General features: G+C 73.2%; 18 protein-coding genes. 4 read left to right on the top strand and 14 right to left on the bottom strand.

Annotated features, from left to right (window positions below):
* Nucleotides 1–19: 19 nt before the first annotated feature.
* From ETD85_RS10115 to ETD85_RS10105, 3 genes are read left to right on the top strand one after another with little or no spacing between them, the layout of a single operon-like run.
* Entirely contained in the window at nucleotides 20–1,075 is a 1,056-nt protein-coding gene (locus ETD85_RS10115; RefSeq protein ID WP_138689368.1) for a methyltransferase, read from the top strand.
* The gene (locus ETD85_RS10110; RefSeq protein ID WP_138689367.1) at nucleotides 1,072–1,860 is read left to right on the top strand and encodes a tyrosine-protein phosphatase; all 789 of its coding nucleotides are present in this window, start codon (nucleotides 1,072–1,074) and stop codon (nucleotides 1,858–1,860) included. The genes ETD85_RS10115 and ETD85_RS10110 overlap by 4 nt, the downstream gene beginning before the upstream one ends.
* Before the next feature lie 15 nt (nucleotides 1,861–1,875).
* Entirely contained in the window at nucleotides 1,876–3,288 is a 1,413-nt protein-coding gene (locus ETD85_RS10105) for an acyl-CoA carboxylase subunit beta (protein ID WP_206058218.1), read from the top strand.
* A gap of 123 nt (nucleotides 3,289–3,411) precedes the next feature.
* Here ETD85_RS10105 and ETD85_RS10100 read toward each other — a convergent pair whose 3' ends face one another.
* From ETD85_RS10100 to ETD85_RS10090, 3 genes are read right to left on the bottom strand one after another with little or no spacing between them, the layout of a single operon-like run.
* Nucleotides 3,412–4,287 (bottom strand): NAD-dependent epimerase/dehydratase family protein, encoded by an 876-nt coding sequence (locus ETD85_RS10100; RefSeq protein ID WP_170246611.1) that lies wholly within the window; start codon nucleotides 4,285–4,287, stop codon nucleotides 3,412–3,414.
* Nucleotides 4,288–4,300: 13 nt separating this feature from the next.
* Complete coding sequence (locus tag ETD85_RS10095) at nucleotides 4,301–5,311, bottom strand: Gfo/Idh/MocA family protein (RefSeq protein WP_206058217.1); 1,011 nt, start codon at nucleotides 5,309–5,311, stop codon at nucleotides 4,301–4,303.
* Complete coding sequence (locus ETD85_RS10090; protein WP_138689365.1) at nucleotides 5,308–6,735, bottom strand: NDP-hexose 2,3-dehydratase family protein; 1,428 nt, start codon at nucleotides 6,733–6,735, stop codon at nucleotides 5,308–5,310. Before ETD85_RS10090 ends, ETD85_RS10095 begins: the two co-directional genes overlap by 4 nt.
* A 210-nt stretch (nucleotides 6,736–6,945) precedes the next feature.
* Between ETD85_RS10090 and ETD85_RS10085 the strand changes: the two genes are divergently transcribed.
* A complete protein-coding gene (locus tag ETD85_RS10085; RefSeq protein WP_240779063.1) occupies nucleotides 6,946–7,593 on the top strand; it encodes a dTDP-4-dehydrorhamnose 3,5-epimerase family protein in 648 nt (215 codons plus the stop codon).
* Nucleotides 7,594–7,723: 130 nt separating this feature from the next.
* On the opposite strand, the gene ETD85_RS10080 is transcribed toward ETD85_RS10085, so the two are convergent.
* The 11 genes from ETD85_RS10080 to rfbH all read right to left on the bottom strand — a co-directional run bounded on the left by ETD85_RS10080 (nucleotide 7,724) and on the right by rfbH (nucleotide 23,382).
* Nucleotides 7,724–11,401 carry an ABC transporter ATP-binding protein gene (locus tag ETD85_RS10080; RefSeq protein WP_206058216.1) on the bottom strand — a complete coding sequence of 1,226 codons (3,678 nt, stop codon included), beginning with the start codon at nucleotides 11,399–11,401 and terminating at the stop codon, nucleotides 7,724–7,726.
* Nucleotides 11,402–11,418: 17 nt separating this feature from the next.
* Nucleotides 11,419–12,072 (bottom strand): VC0807 family protein, encoded by a 654-nt coding sequence (locus ETD85_RS10075; RefSeq protein WP_206058215.1) that lies wholly within the window; start codon nucleotides 12,070–12,072, stop codon nucleotides 11,419–11,421.
* A gap of 5 nt (nucleotides 12,073–12,077) precedes the next feature.
* On the bottom strand, nucleotides 12,078–12,782 hold the full coding sequence (locus tag ETD85_RS10070) for a VC0807 family protein (protein WP_138689363.1): 705 nt from the start codon (nucleotides 12,780–12,782) through the stop codon (nucleotides 12,078–12,080).
* Nucleotides 12,779–13,987 (bottom strand): FAD-dependent oxidoreductase, encoded by a 1,209-nt coding sequence (locus tag ETD85_RS10065; protein ID WP_138689362.1) that lies wholly within the window; start codon nucleotides 13,985–13,987, stop codon nucleotides 12,779–12,781. Before ETD85_RS10065 ends, ETD85_RS10070 begins: the two co-directional genes overlap by 4 nt.
* 16 nt (nucleotides 13,988–14,003) lie before the next feature.
* A complete protein-coding gene (locus tag ETD85_RS10060; RefSeq protein WP_138689361.1) occupies nucleotides 14,004–14,945 on the bottom strand; it encodes an amidohydrolase family protein in 942 nt (313 codons plus the stop codon).
* Nucleotides 14,942–17,362 (bottom strand): PEP/pyruvate-binding domain-containing protein, encoded by a 2,421-nt coding sequence (locus ETD85_RS10055; protein ID WP_170246610.1) that lies wholly within the window; start codon nucleotides 17,360–17,362, stop codon nucleotides 14,942–14,944. Before ETD85_RS10055 ends, ETD85_RS10060 begins: the two co-directional genes overlap by 4 nt.
* Before the next feature lie 97 nt (nucleotides 17,363–17,459).
* Nucleotides 17,460–17,657 carry a ferredoxin gene (locus ETD85_RS10050; RefSeq protein ID WP_138689359.1) on the bottom strand — a complete coding sequence of 66 codons (198 nt, stop codon included), beginning with the start codon at nucleotides 17,655–17,657 and terminating at the stop codon, nucleotides 17,460–17,462.
* Nucleotides 17,658–17,675: 18 nt separating this feature from the next.
* A complete protein-coding gene (locus tag ETD85_RS10045; RefSeq protein WP_206058214.1) occupies nucleotides 17,676–18,878 on the bottom strand; it encodes a cytochrome P450 in 1,203 nt (400 codons plus the stop codon).
* On the bottom strand, nucleotides 18,875–20,677 hold the full coding sequence (locus ETD85_RS10040) for an AfsR/SARP family transcriptional regulator (protein WP_170246609.1): 1,803 nt from the start codon (nucleotides 20,675–20,677) through the stop codon (nucleotides 18,875–18,877). The genes ETD85_RS10045 and ETD85_RS10040 overlap by 4 nt, the downstream gene beginning before the upstream one ends.
* Nucleotides 20,674–21,873 carry an aminotransferase class I/II-fold pyridoxal phosphate-dependent enzyme gene (locus ETD85_RS10035; protein ID WP_138689357.1) on the bottom strand — a complete coding sequence of 400 codons (1,200 nt, stop codon included), beginning with the start codon at nucleotides 21,871–21,873 and terminating at the stop codon, nucleotides 20,674–20,676. Before ETD85_RS10035 ends, ETD85_RS10040 begins: the two co-directional genes overlap by 4 nt.
* 198 nt (nucleotides 21,874–22,071) lie before the next feature.
* On the bottom strand, nucleotides 22,072–23,382 hold the full coding sequence (rfbH, locus tag ETD85_RS10030; RefSeq protein WP_138689356.1) for a lipopolysaccharide biosynthesis protein RfbH: 1,311 nt from the start codon (nucleotides 23,380–23,382) through the stop codon (nucleotides 22,072–22,074).
* Nucleotides 23,383–23,407 lie beyond the last annotated feature (25 nt).

Here is a 23,407-nt window from a genome sequence, read left to right as displayed (position 1 = left end):
CTTCGAGAAGGAGCGATTCATGAGTCAGTCATCCCGGGTCGTCCTCGGGCCGTCTCCGATCGACGTCAAGCGCCTCAGCAACGCGTTCTGCCATGCGAAGCTGCTGCTCACCGCCGGTGAGCTCGGGCTGTTCAGCGACCTGGAGGAGCACGGCCCCTCCAGCCAGGGTGAGATCGTCGCCAGGATCGGCCTGCATCCGCGGGCCGCCCGCGACTTCCTGCACGGCCTGGTGCTGCTCGGCCTGCTGGAGCTGGACGCCGGCCGCTACCGCAACACGCAGTCGGCCTCGGCCACGCTGGTGCCGGGCAAGCCCGACTACGTGGGCGGCTTCCTGTACCGGGCCAACCACATGCTCTATCCGGCGTGGGGCCGGCTGACCGAGGCGCTCACCACCGGCGCGCCGCAGACCGCGGGGGCGGCCGACGAGGGCGCGTTCCTGCGCATGCTGGCCGACCCGACGCAGCGCGAGCAGTACCTGCGCATGATGGACTCGGCCAACAGCCTGGTCGCGCCGCACCTCATCGAGCAGTTCGACTGGGCCGGGCACCGGCGGGTGCTGGACGTCGGCGGCTGCCGGGGCAACCTGGCCGGGCTGCTCATGCGGGCCTACCCGCACCTGGAGGCGGGGGTGTTCGACCTGCCGCCGCTGGCCGGGCCGCACGCCGAGCACGCCGAGCGGCTGGGCGTGGCCGACCGGGCCTGGTTCCTGGCCGGCGACTTCTTCGCCGACGAGCTGCCGCCCGGCGAGATCGTGATCCTCGGGCACGTGCTGCACAACTGGTCGCCGGAACAGCGGGCCGAGCTGATCGCCAAGGCATACCGGGCGGTCGAGCCCGGCGGCGCGCTGCTGATCTACGACGCGATGCTGCCCGAGGAGCCGTCCGACCTGGCCCGCATCCTGATCAGCCTCAACATGCTGCTCGTCACCGAGGGCGGCTCCGAGTACACCTCCCGCGAGTGCCTGAGCTGGCTGGCCGCCGCCGGCTGCGCCGACACCGAAGTCCGCCCCCTTGGCACCACCGACACCCTCGTGATCGGCCGCAAACCGGCCTCGCCAGAAAGGCCCACCCCATGATCGAGACCCCCAGCCGCCGCAGCGTCCTGACCGCCGCCGGCGTCGGATTCCTGGGCGCGGCCCTGCTGCCGCCGAGCCGCGCCCGCGCCACGGCAGAGGACCCGCGCGAGCACTTCTTCGACGTGGAGGGCGCGTTCAACATCCGCGACATCGGCTGGTACACCAACCGGCAGGGCCGGGCTATCAAGCGGGGCCGGATCTGGCGCGGCAGCTACCTGGCCCACGTCACCGACACCGGCCTGACCCAGCTCGCCACGCTCGGCCTGGCCTGGGACGTCAACCTGCTCAGCAACCGGGAGCTGGCGGGCGGCCGGGTGGACCGCCTGCCGCCGGGCGTGCAGCTCTTCAGCGCCCCGATCGGCGACGACGCGGCCAACCCGATGCCGCCCGAGATCGACACCCAGAACCCGGACCCGTACGTGCTGAACGAGTTCCGCGAGTACGTGACCAGCGCGCAGGCCAGGCAGTCCCTGGGCGCCACGCTCCGCAAGATCGCGGCCACCGGCAGCACGCCGCTCTACGTGCACTGCAACTCCGGCACCTACCGCACCGGCTATCTGATCGCGCTACTCATGCACCTGCTCGACGTGCCGCGCGCCAAGATCAACGAGGAGTTCCTGCTCAGCAACCTGACCTTCGGCGTCACCTACGCCTGGACCGAGTACCTCGACGCCGCCGTCGAGCAGGCCAAGACCTCCTTCGGCTCGTTCCGCGGCTATCTGTGCACCGGTCTCGGCATCGACGCGCCGACCGTGGCCGCCCTGCGTTCCCGCCTCCTGACCTGAAAGGGCTGATCCCGCGTGACCATCACCGCACCGGCCCCATCGGCCGCCATCGACCGCCGCGACCCTCTGGTGCGGCTGGGCGACTTCACCGACCGGGGCTCGCTGATCCTCGCGCACGACGCCGACGACTCCGGCGCTCTCTGGGGCCGCGGCACCGTCGCGGGCGTCCCGGTGATCGTGTTCGCCACGGACGCCAGGAGCATGGGCGGCGCCATGGGCGAGGAGGGCTGCCGCCACATCGTCGACGCCATCGACCGTGCCGTACGGGACCGGGTGCCGGTCGTCGGCCTCTGGCACTCCGGTGGCGCCCGGCTGGCCGAGGGCGTGGTGGCGCTGGACGCCGTCGGCCGGGTCTTCGCCGCCATGGTCCGGGCCTCGGGCAAGGTGCCGCAGATCTCCGTGGTGCTGGGGCCGGCCGCGGGCGGCGCGGCGTACGGGCCGGCGCTGACCGACCTGGTCGTGATGAGCGACACGGGCCGGATCTTCGTCACCGGCCCGGACATCGTCCGCAGCGTCACCGGCGAGGTCGTCGACATGGAGAAGCTGGGCGGCCCCGACACCCACGGCCGGCGCTCGGGCGTCGCGCACGTGACCGCGCCCGGCGAGGACGAGGCCATCGCCCTGGCCCGCCACCTGACGGCGCTGCTCGGGAACCAGGGCCGTTTCCTGATCGCCGGGCTGGCCCCCCAGCCCGAGCTCAAGGGCATCCTGCCGGGCCAGCCGAACCGCGCCTACGACATCAAGCCGCTGGTGGCCAAGGTGCTCGACCCGGGCAGCCAGGTCGAGCTGCAGGCCAAGTTCGCACCGAACATGGTCACCTCGCTCGGCCGGCTCGCCGGCCGCACCATCGGCCTCATCGCCAACAACCCGCTGCGGCTAGCGGGCTGCCTGGACTCCCATTCGGCCGAGAAGACCGCCCGGTTCGTGCGCATGTGCGATGCGCTGGGCGTGCCGCTGGCGGTGCTGGTGGACGTGCCCGGCTACCTGCCGGGGGTCAGCCAGGAGTGGGGCGGCGTGGTGCGCCGGGGGGCCAAGCTCCTGCACGCCTTCGCCGAGGCCACGGTGCCGCGGGTGACGCTGGTCATCAGGAAGTCGTACGGGGGCGCGTACATCGCGATGAACTCCCGGGCCCTGGGCGCCACGGCCGTGTACGCCTGGCCGACCGCCGAGGTGGCGGTGATGGGCGCGGAGGCGGCGGTCAACCTGCTGCACCGCCGCAAGCTGGCCGCCGCGCTCGACGCGGAACGCGAGGAGTTGCGGGCGCGGCTGGTGGCCGAGCACGTGGAGCTGGCCGGCGGCGTGGGGAAGGCCCGGGAGATCGGGGTGGTGGACGAGATCATCGATCCGGCCCGTACCCGGCTGATGCTGGCCCGCGCGCTGGCCGCGGCCCCGGGGCGGCGGGGGCTGCACGGCAACATCCCGCTGTGACGCACGAAAGGGTGATCCCCCGCCGCGGCGGGGGATCACCTTTGTGCGCCCGGTTGCGTGCCTGGTTGTGCGCCCGGTTGTGCGCCCGGTTGTGCGCCCGGCCGGAGACAGGGATCCAGGTGCTCAGTTGAGCGAACGCCAGAAGTCGCCCAGGGCCTGCTCCAGGTCGCGGCGGGCCGTCCAGCCCAGGACGTCGCGAGCCGTGGACGGATCGACCTGGAGCCACTCGGCGATCGCGCCCGGCGAGACCTGCGAGGTCGCCGGTGGCTCCCGCTCGACGATCTCCGCCGCGACCCCGCTGACCTCGATCAGCCCGTTCACCAGCGACCGGATCGGCACGGCCCGCCCGGTGCCGATGTTGACCACGCCGGGCGCGGCGCCGGCGGCGGCCACCACCGCCTCGGCCAGATCCCGAACGTCCAGGTAGTCCCGCACCGCGCGCAGCGGCGCCAGCTCCAGCCGGGCGGGCCGGCCGGCCCTGACGGCTTCGAGCAGCGCGTACGCCACCTTTCCCAGCAGGCTGGAAGGATGCGCGCCAGGCCCCACCGAGTTGGTCACCCGCAGCACCACGGCCTCCACGCCGGAGTCGAGCACGGCCTTGGTGGCGGCGTACTTGGTGCGGCCGTAGCCGCCAACCGGGTCGATCGGGTCGTTCTCGGTCACGCAGCGGCCGGGCGGCAGCGGCCCGTACTCCAGCACGGTGCCCAGCTGGACCAGGCGCGGCGGCCGGGCGGCGAGCACCCGCTCGGTCAGCGTGACGAGCGAGACCCGCATCTGCTCCTCCCCCAGCCCCCAGTAGCTGCCGGCCGCGTTGACCACGACCTCCGCGCCCGCGAAGGCCCCGGCGACGGTGTCAAGGGCGGCGGCGACGAGATCGAGCCGGAGGTCCGCGGCGGCGGACCTGCCGACGGTGACGGTTTCCCAGCCCGCGTCGGTGAAGGCCCGGCTCACGTGCCGGCCCACGAACCCGGTCCCGCCAAGGATGACAGCCCGTTTCACAGGATCTCTCCTCTCATACCGTGACCCGGCGGGCCGCTTCGCGGAGATCGTGCAGGAGCCGGGCCTGGGCCAGCGACGCCTCGACGTCCTCGGCCGGGGCCCGGCCCGCGCGCACCGCGCGGGCGAAGCGGCGCAGCAGGGCGGCGAACTGGTCGTCGGCCGCCAGCGGCAACTTTGTGACCGCCCCTGCCGGGTCGGTCAGCAGGGCCGTCGGAGCCAGGCCGGGCGGCGGGGTGAACGCGCGGTCGAGCAGCAGCCGGCCGGCCGTGCCGCTGATCTCGTACCTGCACCGGTACGGCCGGTCCAGCCCGAACTCCAGGTGGGCGGTCACCCCGTCCGGGGAGAGCAGCAGGGCCTCGCCGCCCACGTCCACGCCGAGGGCCCGGTCGTGCCGCAACACGGCGGCCGCCACCCGCAGGTCGGGCCCCAGCAGGTGCTGGGCGGCCCTGAGCGGGTAGACCCCCGTGTCCAGCAGCGCGCCGCCGCCGAGGTCGGGCCGGTAGCGGATGTCCGCACCGGGGCGGGGCGGGACGGTGAAGGCCGCGGCGAACGCCAGCGGCGTGCCGAGCCCGGCCATCAGCGCGCGCACCTGCTCGTGCTGGCGGTGGCAGACGAACATCATCGCCTCCATCAGCACCAGGCCGCGTCCGCCCGCCAGGAGCTGGAGGCGGGCGGTGTGGTCGCGGGACGTGGTGAGCGGCTTCTCCACCAGCACGTGCAGGCCCGCTTCGAGTGCGCGTTCGGCCCAGGGGAAGTGCAGGGCGTTGGGCAGCGGGAGGTAGACGGCGTCCAGGTCGTCGCGCCGCAGGACGGCCTCGTAGCTCCGCTCGGCGCCCAGCCCGTACTCGCCGGCCAGTGCGGCGGCCCGGTCCGGGTCGCGGCTGGCCACGACGACCGGCTCGATCTCGGGGACGCTCGCCATGGCGGGGAGCATGCGGCGGCGGGCGATGTCGGCCGCGCCCAGCACGGCCATCCGGATCGGCCGCACGCCCACCGCCGGCGTCCGCAGCAGCGCGGTCCTCATGAGATCGACTGGAGGCCGGCGAAGAGGCTGCGTGCCTGGATGCCGAGGTAGTAGCTGTGCCGCAGCAGTGACGTGATCTGCCGCGGCGTCATCCAGACGAACTCGGGCGGCACCTCCAGCGGGAAGCTCCCGCCGACGTCGACGATCAGGTTGCGGGTCTCCGCGCAGTGGAAGCGGCCGCCCTCCTCCGACTGGATCACGTCGTACCTGATCTGGGCGGCGGGCGCGGACAGCGCCTCGGCCCGGAAGCGGGGGCCCTGGCCGGGCGGCAGGTCGGCGTAGTTGACCGGCTCGAACTGCACGGTGGGGGCCAGCTCGACCACGTCACGGGACCCGGCCTCGGCGCGGGCGTGGACCAGCAGGTGCAGCACGCCGCCGATGGGCCGGGTGAAGAACGCGGTGACGCCCCGCTCGACCGGCTCGACCAGCGGCTGCGTCCAGGCGGGCACCTCCCGGTTGCCGGCCTGCACCTCGGCGGCCATCACGGTGAAGTACTTGCCGCTCTCGTGCGCGATGCGGTGCTCGTCGCGGTACCAGCCCTTGACGGTGTTCAGCCCGTCCTGGTGCTGCACCAGCTCGTGGCGGGCCTTCAGCTCGGTCAGCCACTGCAGGATCACCGCGTCGGGGTGCAGCGACCAGGCGTCGGGCGCGAACGAGGCCCGCAGCATGGCCTGGTGGTCGTCGGCGGCGCCGCCGGTCTCGGGCACGCGGGGCAGGCAGGACAGCACGGACCGGGCGTCCATGTTGATCATGTTGTCCACCCGCATCAGGCGGTCGACCTGGCCGAGCGTCAGCCAGCGGAAGTCCGGGTGCTCGGGAACGTCGCCGGTGACCTCCACGACCATGTTCCTGTTGCGCTTGCGCAGGAACCAGGAGCCCTGCTCCGACTGCAGCACGTCCACGACGACCTCGGCGCGGGAGCGGTCGGTGAAGAACTCGAGGTAGTCGATCGGCCGGCCGCCGTGCACGCCGATGTAGTTGCTCCTGGTGGCCTGCACGGTCGGGGAGAGCTGGATCCCGTTGATGTTGCCGGGCTCCATCTTGGCCTGCATGAGCAGGTGCAGGACGCCGTCGAACTCCTTGGCCAGGATGCCGAGGATGCCGATCTCGGGCTGGTTGATGATGGGCTGCGACCAGCTGCCGCCGGTCTCGAAGTCGGTGCGTACGTGCAGGCCCTCGACGCTGAAGAAGCGTCCGCTGTCGTGGGCCAGGTTGCCGGTGTCCGGGCGGAAGCGCCAGCCGCGCAGCCGGGAGAACGGGATCCTGGCCACGTGGAAGGGGTTCGACCGGTGCTGCTCGGCCAGCCAGGCGTCGACCTGGGCGTTGCTGGTCACCCAGCTCTCGGTGACCTGCGCGGAGCGGGCGAACCGGCGGGCGGCCTCCAGGGAGGACGGGAGGTGCCGGGTCAAGGTGGCGTGGCTCATGACGGTTCCATCCATCCATGCCGGTGGCGGGCGGGACGACAGTGCGATCGTCGGCCCGGCCGGTCGAGAACCGCTCGCGGATCCATGGCAGCCCGCTCCTGCCGCCCTCCGGTTCCCGCCTTGAGGACGGGCACTGGTTCCCGCCTTGAGGACGGCCGCTCCGACCGGGACTCGAACCGGTCTCTAGCCGGGCCGCCTAACCTCGCGGGCATGGCCGTTCGAGAGGTTTCCACCCGCAGCATGCACGTACGCCGGCTCGCGATCCCTGACGCCCTGCTGATCACCGCGGAGCGGTTCGACGACGAGCGCGGCCTGTTCTACGAGGCGTACCGGGAGGAGGTCCTGGCGGAGGCGCTGGGGCATCCGCTGCGGGTCGTACAGAGCAACTTCTCGGTCTCGCGGCGGCGGGTGGTGCGCGGCGTCCACGGCGCGGCGGTCCCGCCGGGGCTGGCGAAGATCGTCACCTGCGTTCGGGGCACGGTGCTCGACGCCGTGGTGGACCTGCGGGTCGGCTCGCCCACCTTCGGGCAGCACGCGCTGACCGTGCTCGACCAGCGCGCCCGGGCCAGCGTGTACCTGGGCGAAGGGCTCGGGCACGCCTTTATGGCGCTGACGGACGACACGTGCGTGCAGTACCAGTGCTCGCAGCCGTACCGGCCGCAGGACGTGATCACCGTGCATCCGCTGGACCCGGAGCTGGGACTGCCGTTCGCGCTGCCGGAGCCGCCGATCGTGTCGGGCCACGACGCCGCCGCGCCGACGCTGCAGGAGGCGCTGGAACGCGGCCTGCTCCCCAGCTACCAGTCGTGCGTGGACTACCACGACTCCCTGCGCACCGCCGCCGCCACCCACCTCTGATCCGGGCGGCTCCCGTCCCCCAGTTCTTCCGGGGACTCCTCGGCGCTTCCGGGCGGGTGCCAGTTGCCGTGTTCCACTGCGCTCGCTGGAGCGGCCAGCCCGCCTGGACCTTGCTCGTGCCCTGAGCCGGTCAGTCTTCCCTGGTCGTGCGCCACATCGCCGCGTACTGTCCCTCCGCGGCCAGCAGGTCGGCGTGCGTGCCCACCTCCACGAGCCGTCCCCCCGCCAGCACCGCCACCCGGTCGGCGTCCTGCGCCCCGGACAGGCGGTGGGTGATCATGACGGTGGTGTGCCGGTCGGCGGCGCGCCGGATCGCCTCGGCCGCCTCCGGGTCGGCGTTGGCGGCCGCCTCGTCCAGGACGAGCAGGGCGGGCTCGACCAGCAGTGCCCTGGCCAGGCAGACGAGCTGGCGCTGCCCGGTGGACAGCGAGCCGGGAAGCAGGTGGTCGTAGCCGCCGGGCAGCCGCAGGATCGTCTCGTGCACGCCTGCCTCGGTGGCGGCCCGGGTCACCTCGGCGTCGGTGGCCTCCGGCCGGCCGTAGGCGATGTTCTCGCGTACGGTCCTGGCGAACAGGAACGGCTCCTGGGGGACGTACCCGAGATGGGCCCGGTGCCCGGCCGGCAGGTCGCGGCCGTCGAGCCGGATCGAGCCCGACGTGGGCCGGTGGAACCCGGCGATCAGCTTCACCAGCGTCGACTTGCCCGCGCCCGAGGCCCCGACCAGCGCCACCGTCTCGCCGGCGCGCACGGTCAGGTCGACGCCGGTCAGCACGTCTTGCGGCGCGTTCTGGTACCGGAAGCCGACCCCGGCCAGCTCCAGGCACTCGCGCGGGCCCGGCAGGGCACGGGTCCCGGCGGCGCTCGCCGGCTCGGCCAGCAGGGCGCCGATGCGGTCGAGCGAGACCCGGGCCTGCTGCCAGGAGTCGAAGAAGCCGAACGCCTGCTGGATCGGCGCGAACAGCAGCGCCAGGTAGAGCACGAACGCCACCAGCTCGCCCGGCGCCAGCTCCCCCGCCGCCACCAGCGGCGCGCCGATCACCAGCAGGAGCGCGGTGCCCGCCTCGGCGAGCAGGTCGAGCAGCGGGAAGTAGGTGGCGATCAGCCTCTGGGTGGCCAGGCGCGCCCTGGCGTAGTCGCCGGCGGCCTGGCTGAAGGCGGCCTGCCTGCGGTCCTGCTGGCCGAAGGCCTGCGACTCCCTGACCCCGGCCAGGCTCTGCTCCAGGTGCGCGGCCACGTCCGCGGTGTGCTCGCGGGCCCGCCGGTAGTGGACGGTGGACAGCCGCCCGCACAGGAGCACGACCACGAGCAGCGGGACGAGCACGGCGAGCGCCACGCCGGCCAGCCGTACGTCCAGCGTGGCCATGACGCCGAGCGCGGCCACCGAGGTGAACCCGGCGACCACCATGCTGGCCAGGCCGGTGGAGAACACCTCGGAGAGGGTGTCCACGTCGGTGACGACGGTGGTGAGCAGGTCGGCGCCGCGGCGGCGCTCGTAGGCGTCCAGGGGCAGGCCCTGCACGTGCCGCCACACGCGCATCCTGAGCGTGTGGACCAGCCGTTGCCCGACCCGTCCCGCGACCACCAGCACCGCCCAGGTGACGAGGTATCCGGCGGTGGCGACGGCGACGAACGCGGCGCACGCGGTGAACAGCGCGGTGGCCGAGCCGCTGAGCATGCCCTCGTCGATGCCGTCCTTGGCCAGGTACGGGCCGGCCGACCCGGTGACGGCGCCCAGCGCCACCAGCCCGAGCACGGCCAGCAGCCCGCGCCACTGCCCCGTCAGCAGTTCCCGCGCCCTGAATCTGCCGGGGTGGAGAGGAGGAAGGCCCGGCGGGTCTGCCACCGGCCTGCCCCTGCCAGGCGGAGGCACACGCTGCGGGGCTCCCCCGTCGGCCGGAGGCACGAGCTGCGGCGCGCCCGCGTCCAGCGAAGGCATGAGCTGCGGGGTCTGCGCGTCCGTGGGGAGGAACTGGCCCGAGTCGACGGCGGCCGAGACAGCCGAATGCGCAGGAGCCGAGCCGGCCGGATACGCGAGGGCCGGGCCGGTGGACGGGGAGTCCTCGGACAGGACGGCGCGGTAGCGCTCCGATCTCGCCCACAGCTCCTCGTGCCGCCCCTCCTCCACCACCCGGCCGCCCTCCAGCAGCGCGACGCGGTCCGCCAGCGCCAGCGCCGCCAGCCGGCGGGTGATGAGCAGCGTCGTACGCCCTCGCGTCGCCTCCCGCAGGGCGGTCACGAGGTCGCGTTCGAGCACCGGGTCCAGCGCGCTGGTGACGTCGTCGAGGACGAGCACCCGCGGCCGGGTCAGCAGGGCGCGGGCCAGCGCCACCCGCTGCCGCTGCCCGCCGGACAGCCCGGTCCCGTGCTCGCCGACCGGCGTGTCGTACCCGCCGGGGAGCTCCGCCACGAAGTCGTGCAGGCCGGCCGCGGCCGAGGCGGCGGCCAGCTCGGCGGCGGTCGCGTCCGGGCGGCCGTAGGTGATGTTCTCGCGGATCGTGCCGGAGAACAGGAAGGGGTCCTCGAAGGCCATGCCGATCCGGGACCGCAGCGAGGCCAGGGCGACCTCGGCGACGTCGTGCCCGTCCAGGCGTACGGCACCGCTCAGGACGTCGTGGAAGCGCGCGGGCAGCAGCCCGGCGGTGGACTTGCCGGAGCCGGACCCGCCCACCAGCGCCACCGTCTCTCCCGGGGCCAGCCGCAGGCTGAACCCGTCGAGCAGCGGCGCCGACCCGGGGTAGCCGAAGACCACCCGGTCGAAGACCAGCTCCCCGGGCCCCGCGGGCAGCGGCCGGGCGCCGGGGCGGTCGACGACGGCGGGCACCGCGTCCAGCACCTCGAAGATCCGGCCGGCGGAGGCCCGCGCGCGGTGGGCGAGGATGACCGCGCCGGCGATCAGGTTCGCCGGGCTGACCAGCATCGCCAGATAGGACGTGAACGCCAGGAACCCGCCCACGGTGATCTCGTGCCGGATCGCCAGCCAGCCGCCGAGCAGCAGCATCGCGCCCTGGCCGAACACCGGGATCGCGGCCAGCAGGGCCTGCCCGCGCGCCTGGAGCCGCACGGCCCGCATCCGCGCCTCGTACAGCTCGCCGGAGCCGGCCCCGACCCGGGCCAGCTCCTGCGCCTCCTGCCCGAACGCCTTGATCACGCGTACGCCGGTCAGCGCCTGGTCCACGGCGTGGGTGAGCTCGCCGGCACATTGCTGGGCCAGCGCGGTGGCGCGGGTGAGGTCGCCGCGCATCCACCGGGTGACGAGGATCATGCCGGGCACGGCCAGCGCGGCGCAGAGCGCCAGCAGTGGCGAGATCGTCAGCATCATCGCGAACCCGAACACGGTGAACAGCACCGCCCCGGAGATCTGCGGCGCCATCCCGAGCACGCGCACCAGCGATCCGGTGTCGGAGTTCACCCGCGAGATGATCTGCCCGGTCGACAGGCCGCCGCGGGAGCGCGGGCCGAGCCGCTGCGCCCGGTCGTGGACGGCGTCGCGCAGCCGGTACTGCACGCGGGTGATGACCTTGGCCTGGAGCACCAGGCAGAGCCGGCGCGCCGCGAAGGCGGTGACGGACAGGCCGAGGAACAGGGCCAGCCACGGCCCCGGAGGCGCGTCGCGGGCGGAGATCGCCTGGTCGAGCAGCCGCTGCTGGAGCAGGGGCACGGCCGACGAGAGCACCGCGCTCAGCGCCGCCGCGCCGAAGGCCAGGGCCAGCAGGCGGCGCTGGTCGCGCACGTACGGCCACAGCCGCCGCACCCAGCCCCCGCCGCCCGCCGCCCGGTCGGCGACGACCTCCCGTTCCGCCTCGCTCATCGTTCCCGTGGGCGACGTCATGTCGGGACGGCCTCCGGGACGGGCGCGGCCCGCCGCCGCAGCGCCGCGAGCAGGGGCGCGCTGAGCGGCCGGGTGATCAGGACGAGGATCGCCAGGGCGGCCAGCGTCGGCGCCTGCCCGGCCACCACGGCCACGTCGAGCGGCACGTTGTAGATGACCACGACCCGCACGACCGCGCTGGTCAGGAAGCCGATCCCCCACAGCAGGTTGAGCAGCCGCAGCCGCCGGGCGAAGGCGGCGTCCTCGCGCCAGCACTCCTCCCAGCCCGCGCCGAGCCGCTCGTCGCCCTTGGTGACGAAGGGGGCGACCACGTCGTTCAGCACGGTCCGGCCGAAGAACGTGGTGGCGATCCCGTACGCGCCGCCGAGCGCCGGGATGACCGCGCCCTTGGCCAGCAGCAGCCGGGCGTCACCGGTCACGAACACCAGCGCCAGCGTGGCGGCCAGCACCAGCAGCATCATCAGCGGGAACGCGCTGATGCGGCGCTCCCGCACGCTGCGGTAGACCGTCCGCAGCCCGGCGACCACGGCGCCGACCGTCAGGGCGAGCACGGGGCTGAAGCCCAGCAGGAAGTGCAGCAGGAAGAAGCTGATCACCGGGGCCGCCATGTCGAGCAGCAGCGGCAGCGCGGCACGCAGGCGCGGGGACACCGGGCTCACCGTTTCCCGGTGGCCGACGGCGTGCCGTTCTCCGGCGCGGCGTCCGGCGGCAGCTGCTCCTGGATGCCGTTGACGATCCGGCGCAGCACCGGCACCTGCAGCCGGAACGACACCAGCACGGCCGCGAACAGGACGATGCCGGGCAGCTGCGAGATCAGGAACGACTCCTCGATCTCGGCGGGCGTGAAGGAGTAGACGACGATCACCCGCAGCACCGACTCGATCAGCAGGAAGGCGGCGAACGTGCCGGTCATCAGGCGCTGGCGGCGGCGGAAGGAGAGCGAGGTCTCCCAGGCCCGCTCGTAGGCGGCCTCGCGCCGCGGGTCGCCCCTGGTGGCCAGCGGACGGGCGGTCTGGTAGATCACCGGCTTGCCGACGAAGCAGGTCACGCCGAGGAAGATCCCGGCCAGCGCCGTGTAGAAGGACGGTTTGATCGCCACGACGCGCGGGTCGTCGGAGACGAACAGCAGCACCACGGACAGGATGATCTCCAGCACGACCAGGAGGCCGATCCAGTCCATCTTGCGGCGGCGGATCGTGTTGACCGCGACGGCGACGCCGGTGGCCAGGCCGGCCAGGGTCAGCGCCCAGAAGTCGTTCAGGCCGGCCCGTTTGAGCAGGAGGTACAGGACGACCGGCACCACCACGTCGATGGCCAGCGGGAGTAAGGGGCGAATCCGTGCCCCGATTCCGTCGTTCATGCGCGAGCCCCTTCAGGATCCGAGCGGGACGGGATGCGGAACATCAATTCCGCACCCCACAGTGAGCGGCTGATGGCTTCGTAGGCGTAGTCGCGCATCTCGTTCTCGTAGCGGTTGATCGCCTCGACCAGCTCCCGGCGGCCGGCGTCCGCCTCGGCCAGGGCGGCGGCCAGCGCGGCGGCGTCGCGCAGCGCGGTGTTCGCGCCGAACCCGCCGACCGGGGTCATGGCGTGGATGCAGTCGCCCAGCACGGTGACGTTGTCGGACGGCCATTCGGGGGTGGGCGACATGGCCCGGATGGACAGCGCGAACGTGGCCTCGACCCGCGACTCGGCCACCACCCGGCGCAGCACCGGATGCCAGCCGTCGAGCAGCTTGAGCGCGGTGGCGTGCAGCTTCTCCGGGTCGCCGTTGCGCGGCGCGACGCGGGACGCGGCGGGGACGACCAGCGTCCACTTGAGGTAGTCGGGCACGCTCTGCAGCGCGGCGTGCGGGGCGAACTGGGCGACCGCCTCGGCGGCGGGCATCTGCGGCTGGAACGAGCCGACCACCAGGGTCCGGCTCTCCGGGCCGAGCACCGGGCGGGCGCCGCCGATCAGGCCGGGCGGCAGCCACTCCAGCACCTCCTCGGTCAGCAGCATGTGGCCGTAGATGGCGCGGGTCCCGAGGTCGAGCAGCTCGGCGTCCGGGAGCCGCCGCCGGCGTACGGCCGACTCCACGCCGTCGGCCGCGACCAGCACGTCCGCGGTGGCGGTGCCGCCGTCGGCCAGCTCCACCTGCACCTGGTCTCCGACGTGCTCGTAGCCGACGACCGGCTCGCCGAACCGGACGGCGTCGCCCAGGCCGGTGAAGAGGATCTCGCGCAGCGTGCGCCGGTCGGCCACGGTGGCCGCGGCGGCCGGGTCGAGCGGCACGCCGGCCGGCCGCACCGAGGCGGTCTCGTTGAGCAGGTAGTCGTAGGTGACGCCGCGCGGGGTGTAGAGCTTGTTCGCGGTGGCCTGGGTCAGGTCGTACAGGTCGGCGGGCAGGCAGGAGGCCAGCGCGCCCCGGCCGTGGCGGTCGATGCGCAGCCTGAACCCCTGCCACCAGGGCCCGAGGTCGTTGTCGCGCTCGAAGACGGTGACGCCGACGCCGCGCTTGCGCAGCCCTTGGGCCAGGCTGAGCCCGCCGATTCCGGCGCCGGCGATGATCACGCTGAGACCCACTGTGCTCTCCAAGTCGTCAAACGCGGACGGCCAGACGCTGGGCCACGCCCGGGAACAGCCCGAGCGCGTTGCCCCGGTCGATCAGCGCCCGGTCGGCGCCGGCCAGGCCCAGGCGCGGGGATTCGAGGTCCTGCACGCACTCGGCGACCAGGCCGGCCGGGATGGCCGACCAGTCGGTGCCGAACACGATGCGGTCGGGCGTCACGGTCTCCAGGAGGCTGGGCAACGCGGAGGAGCCGGTCAGCGCGGTGTCGTAGTAGAAGCGGCGCAGCCCGTCGCGAACCCGGGCCCGGTCCAGCCCGAAGAACGCCGCGCCGAGCACTTCGGCGCGGAAGGCCGCGTATGGCAGAAACCCGCCACCGTGGGACAGGATGAACGAGATGTCCGGGTAGCGGTCGAGCGCGCCCGACATGATCAGGTTAAGCGCGCCGCGCGTGGTGTCAAGGAGGAAGTCGGCCAGCACGTACGGCACCGAGACGTGCTCCACGGCCGGCAGCGCCATCGGGTGCACGAGCACGACCGCGCGCCGCCGGTTCAGCTCCTCGAACAGCACGTCGTAGAGCGGGTCGCCCAGGTACTGCGAGCCGGCGTGCGGCACCAGGACCACGCCGTCGGCGCCCAGCACGTCGTAGGCGTGCGCCAGCTCGGCCAGGGCCAGGTCCACGTACGGCATCGGCAGCGCGGCCAGCAGCCCGAACCGGTCCGGGTGGTCGGCGACCAGCTCGGCGATGGACTCGTTGGAGCCGCGGTTGAGCCGGGCGGCCGCGCCCGAGGTGGGCGAGAAGTCGGGGATGGCGTTGGAGATCAGCGCGAACTCGATGCCGTTGACCCCCATCACCTCCTGCGTCTCCTCCAGGGACCAGGGAATGGCGAAGGGCGCGCCCGCCTCGCGCATCAGCTTGGCCTTCTTGGGCGGGATCGCGTGGTGGTGCACGTCGATCCGGCGTGGGTCGCTCATGAGCCGGGTCCTTTCGCATCGGCCGCCCGCACCAGACCGGTGCTGCCGTCGACGGTGAGCAACTGGTCGTCGGTGAAGGTGGTGGTGGCGCTGCCGGTCGCCACGACGGCGGGCACGCCGTACTCGCGGGCGATGATCGCCGGATGCGACAGCAGGCTGCCGCGGTCGGTGACCAGCGCGCCCACGCTGGGGAACAGCACCGCCCACTGGGCGGTCGTCTCGGGGCACACCAGGACGTCGCCGCGGCGGAGCTTGCCGAACTCGGTCACGGAGGTGATCACGCGGGCGGGGCCGGTGTAGCGGCCCGCCGAAGCGGCCACGCCGCGCAGCTCCCCGGGGGCGGCGTCGGGGCCCGAGGGGCCGCCCGGGCCGCCGAACAGCCGCATCGACCACTGCATGACCTGCATCACGTGCTCGGCCTGCGCGGACGGCGGGGTCATGCCGGGCTTGGGCGCCATGGGCGCGGGCGGCGGGCCGTAGCTGGGCGGGCCGGGGTGGGCCAGCGCCCAGGCGTGCTCGCCCCGGCCGCGCAGCACCTGCTCGTGCCGGGGGCGGCGGTCGCCCAGGGCGGCCAGCGCGTCGTCGTGACCGAGGTAGAACACGTCGTCGGCCTGCCTGACCACGCCGGCCGCGACCAGCCTGGCGCCCAGGTCGAGCGCGACGTAGCGCAGCAGCGCCCAGGCGGAGACGGCGTAGAACACCTTCTCGTCGCGTACCGGGCTGCCCAGGTCGCTGCCGGCCAGGGCGTGCTCGAACCGCTCGCGGCCGGCCCCGCTCAGCGCGGCCCTGGCCTCCTCCAGCGCGCCCGCGCGTCGCCCGGCCAGCCTGGCGCGTTCGGCGTCGAGGTCGTAGGGGTCGTCGAGCTGGGCGCGGACCAGGTTGAGCAGCATGTCGGGCTGCTCGGCCAGGGTCGGGTCGGTCAGCGTGAACCCGATCGTGCGGTGCCCGTACCCCTGCACGTAGTCCGCGAAGGCGGCGGCGAACGGGCCGCCGGGGATCTCCCCGGCCTCGACCCGCGCCCGGGCGCCGGGGTCGGCGGCGGCCAACCGGGCCAGCGCGCCCAGCCCGGTGTGGGCCGGCACGTGGTCGCCGCTCAGGCCGCCGCGCAGGCGCAGGGTCTGGGCGGCGTCCCAGCCCAGCAGCTCGGCGCAGGCCACGCCGAGCCGTCCGAACAGGTAGACGGCCGCGCCGGTGAGCCGGAAGTACACCTCGTGCAGCTCGGTGAAGATCGTCAGCAGGCGGCGCAGGTGCGCGGTCAGCTGCGCGTCCGTCAGCGTGCGCAGCTCGACCTGGCGCAGCTCCGCCAGCGCGGCCGCGGCGGCCGGCTTGATCTCGTCGTTCCACCGGTGGATCAGCCGTTCGGGCTCGCCCTGCTCGACGGCCACCGCGATCTTCTCGACCCGGCCCACCAGCTCCTCGATGGTGTCGGGTGGCGTGGTGACGTACGTCCAGCCGCCGATCGCGTGGGCGGAGGGCACGACGCCGGTGTTGAAGGCGAACACGTGCCTGGCGCAGTCACTGAAGATCGGCATGAAGATCGACTGCTGGAGCGGCACCCAGGGCCGGTCGCTGTTGCGGTCGCGGGTGGAGAAGCCGGGCGGGACGTCGATGGCGATGGGGACCTGCGGGACCGGACGGTCGGGCAGCCCGGTGATCGGGCGCGCCTGCACCAGCCAGAGCCGGTCGTCCTGGTCGATCACCCACTCGATGTCCTGGGGGCCGCCGGCGTGCGCGGCCACCCGCGCGGCCAGGGAGGCGATCTCGCGGGCCTCGCCGGCCGTGATCGCCTGCTGGCCGCCCGAGCTCTGCCGCTCGCCGCCGGGCTCGCGCAGGTCGCGCACCACCCACTCGTCGGCGGTGACCTCGCCCGACATGAGCCGCTCGCCCAGCCCGCGGACGGCGCTGATCACGATCTCGTCCGCGCCGCTCACCGGGTTGACGCTGAAGGCGGCGCCGGCCGCGCGGGCGTCCACCATCCGCTGCACCAGCACGCCGACCTGGGCCGGGCCGGCCTCGCCGTGGTAGGCCCTGACCCGCTCGGAGAAGCCGGAGGCCCAGCAGGTGCGCACCGCCGCGCCGACCGCCTCGGGCCCGCGTACGCCGAGCACCGACTCGTACTGCCCTGCGTACGACATGCCGGCCAGGTCCTCCGCCACGCCCGAAGAGCGCACCGCGACGGGGCCGCCGCCGATCCGCTCCAGCGCGCCCGCCAGCTCCCCGGCCAGGCCGGGGGGCAACGGGGTCTCCGGCGTCCACGCGCCGTCGCCGATCGCGGCGGCCAGCGCGCCCGTGGTCACCGCGAAGCCGTCGGGCACCGGGAAACCGGCCGCGAGCAGCTCGCCGAGCACGGCCGCCTTGCGGCCCACCAGCGGCACCTCGCCGAGCCCGATCTTCGACAACGCCACTACGTAGCTCACGTCCAGCTCTCCTGTCGACAACGCCGATCCGGCCAGCCCATCAACGAGCACTCGAGAATGGCTAGAGGATCACTCAAGGGGTGGATTCGGGCAAGGGTCAGTCGTCCAGCACGCTGATCGCGCCGACCGGGCATCCGGTGGCGGCCCGCCGGACCGCGGCCCGCCGCACCTCGTCCGGCCGCTCGGCCAGCAGCAGCACGTACCCCTCGTCCTCGCACTGGTCGAACACGCCGGGCTCGACCAGGACGCACTGCCCGGATCCGATGCAGCGTTGCTGATCCACGCGCACCCGCATTCCTGCCTCCTCGCGATCTCACCAGGTCACCGGCAGCCGGTAGGCCCCGAACAGGTTGGCGTCGTACTTGAACGGGATCTCCGCCATCGGCGCCGCCAGCCGCAGCGTGGGGAAGCGGCGCAGCAGCTCGGTGAAGACGACGGTCAGCTCCAGGCGGGCCAGGTTGGCGCCCAGGCACTGGTGCGGACCGTGGCCGAAGGCCAGGTGCCGGCTCTCTGTGCGGAGAATGTCGAAACGGTCGGGGTGGGCGAACGCGCTCTCGTCGCGGTCAGCCGAGGCGGCCAGCGGGATCACGCCTTCCCCCGCCCTGATCCGCACGCCGCCGATCTCCAGATCGGCCACGGCGGTCCGGCAGGTCGCCAGCTCGGCGACCGACAGGTAGCGCAGCAGCTCCTCGACGGCCTGCGGCACCAGCGACAGGTCGGCGTGCAGCAGGGCGAGCTGGTCGGGATGCGCCAGCAGCGTGACCACGCCCAGCGTGATCATGTTCGCGGTGGTCTCGTAGCCGGCGAACAGCAGCAGCAGGGCGATGAACACGAGCTGGAACTCGCTCAGCGCGCCGGACTCGACGTGGGTCGAGGCCACGCGCCCGATCAGGTCGTCGCCCGGGCTCCTGCGGGCGGTGGCGACGAGCCCGCTCAGGTAGCCGACCAGCTCGCGGAAGCCGGCCTCGCCCTGGGGGCGCAGCTCCGGGTCCGGCTCGGCCATGAGCGTGGCGGTCAGCGTGGCGAAGCGGGGGTAGTCCGCGTCGGGGACGCCGAGCAGCTTGCTGATCGCCAGGGTCGGCACCGGCAGGGCCAGCGCGGTGACCAGGTCGGCGGGTCTGGGCCCCGCGGCCATCGCGTCCAGGCACTCGTGCACGCTCTTGCGGATGTCGGGGGCCAGCCCGCGTACCCGCCTGGTGGTGAACTCGGGGATGAACATGCGCCGGTACGGCCCGTGCTCCGGCGGGTCCATGCCGACGAACACCCTGACCTGGCGGAGGAACTCGGCGTCGGCGGTCAGGAACGGGTAACCGGGCTTGGCCCGGTCGGCGCTGATCCGGGGATCGGTGAGGATGCGGCGCACGTCGGCGTAGCGGGCCACCACCCAGGCGCTCGCGCCGCCGGGCAGCCGGACGCGGGAGACCGGCTCCTCGCGCCGCAGCCGGGCGTAGTCCGGGGGCGGGTGGAGCGGGCAGGAGCGCCGCATGGGGAAGTCAGGCAGGCCGGCCGCGGTCACGACAGGTCTCCCGACTGGGTGAGCACGTAGGAGACGACCAGCTCGGGCAGCTCGAACGCGCTCTCCTCCTGGCCGTCCTGCGACCACACGGGACGCAGGAAGCGCAGCTCGACCAGCTGCTCGATGAGCGCTTCCGCCTCCGTCAGCTGCGCGCCGATCAGGCCGGCGATCTGGGGGGCGGTCAGCCCCACGCTCTGGCGGGCGGCCAGCAGGCCCAGGGCCTGCCGGCCACGGGGGTCCAGGCGCAGGTAGCCGGGCGCCAGCCGGGCCGCGATGTCGAACCCGCCGAACCGCAGCTCGGTCAGCAGCCTGCGCCGGTCGGTCAGCCGCTCGGCGAGCTTGCGCAGCGGGTACTTGGGGTTGGTGCCGAGCTTGGCGCCGGCCGTGCGGATGGCCAGCGGCAGCCGTCCGCAGGCCCGGACGATGGCGCGGGCCGCGTCCGTCTCGGCCTCCACCCGGCTCCGGCCGACGATGGAGCCGAGCATGCGCAGGCTCTCGTCGAGGCTGAGCGTCTCCGCCTCCATGCGGGCGCCGGCCAGCGAGGACAGCCCGTTGGAGCCGGTGACGAGCACCGCGCACCGGGCGCCGCCCGGCAGGATGGGCCGCACCTGGGCCGCCGACAGCGCGTCGTCGAGCAGGATGAACAGCTTGCACTCGGCGGTGCGGCTGCGGAAGAGCTGGGTGCGTTCCTCCTGCGTGGCCGGGAGCTGTCGCGTGTCCAGCCCGATGGCCTGGAGGAACGCGCCGAGCACGTCGAACGGGTCGCTCGCGGTGGTCCTGCTGCCGCCCAGGTCGGCGAAGAGCTGCCCGTCGGGGAAGTGCACCCTGATGCGGTGTGCCACCCGCGTGGCCAGGGTCGTCTTGCCCACCCCGGTCACGCCGGTGACGGACAGTAATCGCAGCGCGGTGTTCTGCGGGGTGTCGGTGAGCATCGTGGACAGGGTCTTGACCAGGTCGTCCCGGCCGACGAAGTCCGCGATGTCCGGCGGGAGCTGGGCCGGGGTGACGAAGGAGGCCCGCTTGGCCGGCGCCGGCGACTCGGAGGACGGGGCCAGCTCGGCGTTGAGCAGGTCGCGTTGCAGGTTGCGCAGCCCCGGCGAGGGCTCGATGCCCAGCTCCTCGCGCAGGTTGCGGCGCAGCGTCTGGTAGACCTCCAGCGCCTCGGAGCGGCGCCCCGAGCGCTGGAGGCTGATCATCAGCTTGGCGTGGAAACCCTCGTGGAAGGGGTGCTCGGCGATGAGCATCTTCAGCTCGGAGATCAGCTCGCGGTGCAGCCGGAGCTGGAGCCGGGCCTCGACCCGCATCTCCAGCGTCTGCAGGATGTCCTCGGCCACCTGGTTGACCTGGGCGCTGAGCACCGAGCCCAGGTCCACGTCCACCAGCGGGCCGGCGGCGCACATGTCCAGCGCCTGGTTGAGCAGCTCCAGCGCGGGCCGGGTCTCCCCCGCGGCGAGCTGCACCCTGGCCCGGTCGGCCAGCTCGTCGAAGACGTCCTTGTCCAGGGCGTGCGTGTCGAGGTGCAGGACGTAGCCGAGCGGCTTGGTCTCCAGCACGACGTCGCCGCAGCGGTCGACCGCGGTCAGCGTGCGCCGGATCTGGTAGATGTACGTCTGCAGGGTGGCGAGGGCGCTGACGGGCGGATTGGCGCCCCACAGCTCCTCGATGAGCGTGCCGGTCGTGACCACCCGGCCGCGGCGCAGCGCCAGCAGTGCCAGGACGATCCGCAGCTTGGGCGCGCTCGGTGTCACGTCCACGCCCTTGTACGTCGCCTTCAATGCCCCCAGTACCGAGACCTTCACCGCGCACCGGCCTCCACCGGCTCGCGCGCGGAGATGGCCTGGCTGTTGACCACCACCAGCCGGATGATCTGGCAGATCTCGGCGACCTGCTCCTGGGTGACGCCCATCCCCGTGGGCAGCGCGAGCACCCGCGCGGACAGGTGCTCGGTGCCGGGCAGCCCGGCCGTTCCGCGGTAGGGCGCCATCTGGTGGCAGCCCGGTGTGAAGTAGCGCTGGGCCAGCACGTTCTCCTGGTGCAGCAGGTGACGCAGGCTGTCCCTGCCGACGCCGGCCCGCTCCTCGTCGACCTCGACGATGACGTACTGGTAGTTGTTGCGCTCGCGCTCGTCGAACGGGATCAGCCGGATCCCGTCCACGTCGGCCAGCCACGCCTGGTAGTGGCGGTAGTTGGCCAGGTTGCGGGCGACGAACTCCCCGACGCTGTCGAGCGAGGTCAGGCCCATCGCGCCCGACGCCTCGCTCATCTTGGCGTTGATGCCGACCCAGGACACGTCGTTCTCGCCGGTGAGGCCGAAGTTCCTGAGCGCGCCCAGGCGGCGGGCGAGCGCCTCGCTGCCGGTCGTGATCGCGCCGCCCTCGAAGGCGTTGACGAACTTGGTGGAGTGGAAGCTGAACACCTCGGCGTCGCCCAGGCTGCCCACCGGCCGGCCGCCGGCGGCGGTGCAGGCGAAGGCGTGGGAGGCGTCGAAGAACAGCGCGAGCCCGTGCCGCCTGGCGATGGCCTCCAGGCGCTCGGCCGGCGCGGCCCGCCCCCACAGGTGGACGGCGAGGATGCCGCTGGTGCGCGGCCCGATCAGGGACTCGACGTGGTCGGGGGCGATCTGCCCGGTGCCGGGGTCCACGTCGCAGAAGACCGGGGTCAGGCCCACCCAGCTGACCGCGTGCGCGGTGGCGGCGAACGTCAGCGAGGGCACGATCACCTCGCCGGTCAGCCCGGCCGCGCGCAGCACGAGCTGCAGGGCGGCGGTCGCGTTGCAGGTCGCCATCGCGTACGGGGTCCCGGCCGTCCTGGCGACGCGCCGTTCGAACTCCTCCACCAGCGGCCCGCCGTTGGACAGCCAGCCCCGGTCGAAGGCGGCGTCGAGGCGGGCGGAGAACCGCCGGCGGTCGCCGATGTTCGGCGCTCCCACCTTGAGAGGGCTTTCGAAGGCCGGCGCCCCGCCGAATCCGGCCAGATCCTCCAAAATGCGTTTCACAGGCCCACCGCCAGCATCAATGGAGACCGTTTGGGTTGATACACGAATGCTCCAATACGCAACTCGCGTGCCACTCGAATCGAACTCAAGTCACGCTCAAGTCCTGAAAAAAGCAGAAAAAGATGGGAAAAGCGGCAAAAAAAAGGGGAAAGGCCGCGGACCTCCCGCGGCCTTCCCCTTGCTTCCACTCCGGGAAGATCAGCCCTTGCCCTGCACGAACTCCTTGAACGAGGCGATCACGTAGTCGATCATCTCGGCCGTGATCCCCGGGTACACCCCGATCCAGAACGTCTGCTCGGTGATGACGTCGCTGTTGGTCAGCTCGCCCACCACCCGATGCGGCTGCCCCTGGTAGGCCGGCTGCCGGGTGAGGTTGCCCGCGAACAGCAGCCGGGTGGCGATCCGCCGCGACTCCAGGAAGTCCACGAGCTGCCGCCTGGTGAACGGCGCTTCCGGCTCGACGGTGACGACGAAGCCGAACCAGCTCGGCTCGCTCCCCGGCGTGGCGTGCGGCAGCAGCAGGCCGGGCAGCCCGTCGAGGCCGTCACGCAGCCGCTGCCAGTTGCGCCGCCGCGCCGCCACGAACGCGGGCAGCTTGCCGAGCTGGGTCAGCCCGAGTCCGGCCTGGATGTCGGTGGTCTTCAAGTTGTAGCCGACGTGGGAGAAGATGTACTTGTGGTCGTAGCCGACCGGCAGCGCGCCCATGTCGTGGCTGAAGCGCTTGAGGCACCGGTTGTCCTCGCCGGGCTCGCACCAGCAGTCGCGGCCCCAGTCGCGCATCGACTCGGCGATGCGGGCCAGCGCCAGGTTGTCGGTCAGCAGGCACCCGCCCTCCCCCATCGTGATGTGGTGCGCCGGGTAGAAGCTGACGGTCGCCAGGTCGCCGAAGGTGCCGGTGTTCCTGCCCTGGTAGGTCGACAGGACGGCGTCGCAGTTGTCCTCGACCAGGAACAGGCCGTGCGCGTCGGCGAAGTCGGCGATCTCCGCCACGGGGAAGGGGTTGCCGAGCGTGTGCGCGATCATGATCGCCCGGGTTCTGGGCGTCAGCGCCGCCTCGACCCGCTCCAGCGTGGTGTTGTACGTCCCCAGCTCCACGTCCACGAAGACGGGCACCAGCCCGTGCTGCAGGATCGGGTTGACCGTGGTCGGGAAGCTGGCCGCCACGGTGATCACCTCGTCGCCCGGCCGCAGCCGCCGGTCCTCCAGCTCCGGCGCGCTGAGCGTGGCGACGGCCAGCAGGTTGGCCGAGGAGCCCGAGTTGGTCAGGTGCGCCTTGCGCAGCCCGAGTGTCCTGGCGAACAGCCGCTCGAAGCGCAGCGCGGTCGCTCCCGAGGCGATGCGCATCTCCACGGCCTGCTCGACCAGCGCGGCGCGGTCGTCCTCGTCGAGGACCGCGCCGGAGGTCTGGATGAGTGTCGTGCCGGGCACGAAGCCCGGTTCCGCCGCCGCCCGCTCAAGATGGAGTTTGCGGACGTGCTCCATGAGGATCTGCTTGACCTGATCAGCCACGGCCGATGCCCTCCATTCCGAGTGG

The organism is Nonomuraea zeae (genome assembly GCF_005889725.1).
Classification (GTDB): domain Bacteria; phylum Actinomycetota; class Actinomycetes; order Streptosporangiales; family Streptosporangiaceae; genus Nonomuraea; species Nonomuraea zeae.
This window is presented reverse-complemented; position numbering and strand designations above follow the sequence as displayed.

Bases quoted from the DNA above. Each gene is read 5' to 3' on its own strand.
- ETD85_RS10070 (WP_138689363.1), bottom strand. From the start codon at position 12,782: ATGAACGACGGAATCGGGGCACGGATTCGCCCCTTACTCCCGCTGGCC.
- ETD85_RS10080 (WP_206058216.1), bottom strand. From the start codon at position 11,401: ATGAGCGAGGCGGAACGGGAGGTCGTCGCCGACCGGGCGGCGGGCGGC.
- ETD85_RS10090 (WP_138689365.1), bottom strand. From the start codon at position 6,735: ATGAGCCACGCCACCTTGACCCGGCACCTCCCGTCCTCCCTGGAGGCC.
- ETD85_RS10115 (WP_138689368.1), top strand. From the start codon at position 20: ATGAGTCAGTCATCCCGGGTCGTCCTCGGGCCGTCTCCGATCGACGTC.
- ETD85_RS10110 (WP_138689367.1), top strand. From the start codon at position 1,072: ATGATCGAGACCCCCAGCCGCCGCAGCGTCCTGACCGCCGCCGGCGTC.
- ETD85_RS10095 (WP_206058217.1), bottom strand. From the start codon at position 5,311: ATGAGGACCGCGCTGCTGCGGACGCCGGCGGTGGGCGTGCGGCCGATC.
- ETD85_RS10050 (WP_138689359.1), bottom strand. From the start codon at position 17,657: ATGCGGGTGCGCGTGGATCAGCAACGCTGCATCGGATCCGGGCAGTGC.
- ETD85_RS10060 (WP_138689361.1), bottom strand. From the start codon at position 14,945: ATGAGCGACCCACGCCGGATCGACGTGCACCACCACGCGATCCCGCCC.
- ETD85_RS10085 (WP_240779063.1), top strand. From the start codon at position 6,946: ATGGCCGTTCGAGAGGTTTCCACCCGCAGCATGCACGTACGCCGGCTC.